Source organism: Poinsettia branch-inducing phytoplasma str. JR1, assembly GCF_000309465.1.
Lineage (GTDB): Bacteria > Bacillota_I > Bacilli_A > Acholeplasmatales > Acholeplasmataceae > Phytoplasma > Phytoplasma pruni.
Map to the genome: position 1 here is coordinate 1 of NZ_AKIK01000165.1, position 1,829 is coordinate 1,829.

The 1,829-nt window shown below is 22.9% G+C and carries 1 protein-coding gene; it reads left to right on the plus strand.

Annotated elements, in window-relative coordinates:
- Nucleotides 1-700: 700 nt before the first annotated feature.
- The gene (locus ON17_RS03055; RefSeq protein WP_017192035.1) at nt 701-1,744 is read left to right on the plus strand and encodes a DUF2130 domain-containing protein; all 1,044 of its coding nucleotides are present in this window, start codon (nt 701-703) and stop codon (nt 1,742-1,744) included.
- The last annotated feature ends 85 nt before the right edge of the window (nt 1,745-1,829 follow it).

Below are 1,829 nucleotides of genomic sequence, written 5' to 3' on the forward strand. Positions count from 1 at the left end.
AAAAACCCTGAAAAAGGGTCTCTATTGGTTAACTGTTGATTTTTAATTTTTTTTAATAATTCTTTATAATTTTTTTGTAATTTTATAATTTTATTTGTTGTTTGAACATAATTTTCGATATCAAATTTTTCTTTATTAAGTGAACATATTTTCATAAATAATCGTTGTCTGTAATATGAAAGATCCCAAATTTGTTCATTCATTTCGAATAACGTATTAATTATATATTCCGATTTGTCCATAAAGTTCTTTTAATTCTATATCTAAACCTTTTAATCGCTGTTTTAAAATTCATTGTATTAAGATGAAGTCGATCGTATTGTAAAATTTTATTAGATAAATATTTACTTCGAGATAAATTTTCATCAATTTTATTTTCTATATTATTCCTTATATCTGTAAACGATGATAAATTATTACTAGTACTAGCTTCATTATTATGCATCGCCTTTAATTAATTAAATAATTTCTAATAAAACCTAATATTTTACTATTATAAAACCAAATGGTTATCATCAGTAAGTCAAAAAAAAGTTATAAAATAAAAATTAATTATAAAAAAATGGATCATTATTTTATCAAAAAAACTAGGCAATTAGTGTTTTTTGTGTTATATTTAAATGAAGCCATACAATATTAATCTTTATATCTTAATTATTTTTCCATAAAACAATTTTTAAACAATAAAGAGGTGAATAAAATGAAAAAAATTAAAGTTTTATTTAAAAATTCGTATGAATTAGAATTGAAAGAAAAGGGTTCTGTTGGGGATATAATTGATTTAAGAGATTCTATTGAAATTAATCTAGACGAATTAGGTAAAAATTATCAAGAAGAACAACTGGCAAAAATGCATTCTTTCTTGCAACAAAAATATGAAAAACAAATCAAAGAATTGCAGCACCAACACGAGAAAGAAAAAATGCTTCTAGAACACAATAAGGAACAAGAAATTTTTCAATTACAATTGAAAAGAGCTAATTTTAACATTAAATTAGTAGGAGAAAACTTAGAACAATGGTGCGATAATGAGGTACAAAACCAATTGTTAATTTCTAATGATATCACTTGGATAAAAGATAACCAAATCATTAATAACGCTAAAGGGGATTTTATTTACAAACTCCATTTTAACGCTGAAAAAAAAGATGATCAAATTTTAACTTCCGCACTTTTAGAAATGAAATCAGAAGTGAAAAACAATTTAGTACCTCAAATTAAAAAACGTAAAAACGAACAATATTTTAAAAAAATAGATCAAGATCGTAAAAATAAAAATTTAGAATTCGCTCTTTTAGTAAGCGAATTAGAATACGAGCAAGAAAACGATATCCCCGTTAAAAAGGTGCCTGAATATGAAAATATGTTTATTGTGAGGCCAGCTTATTTAGTCGTTTTTCTTAACATTATTACCGCTTTAGGGCGCAAACATAAAGAATTAATTATGAATGATTTTCAAGAAAAACAAGAATTTAAAAAAGAACAAGACATTAAAGATGATTTTCAAGCGATGAAAAATGAAATCTTGGATCATTCCTTTAAAAATATCGAAAATAATTTAATTACGATTCGGAAAGAAAACGAAAATATTAAAAAAATATCTAACTCTTTATTTGAATCTTATGAAATTATTCAAACTAAAATTAATACTATTTTAGAACGCCATTTTAAAACAGTTTTAAATAAGATTAATAACTTTAAAATCGATAAAATTATTAAAAAAATTAACCATTTGGAGGAATAATAATAAGTTTTTAAAACCTTTTCACTGTCTTTGAGTAAACAAATAATAATTTGGTATAATGGATAATGTAATTTATAATATTTAT

What these genes read in the sequence shown, in the direction of transcription:
- ON17_RS03055 (WP_017192035.1), top strand. Translation starts at nt 701, where the DNA reads ATGAAAAAAATTAAAGTTTTATTTAAAAATTCGTATGAATTAGAATTG.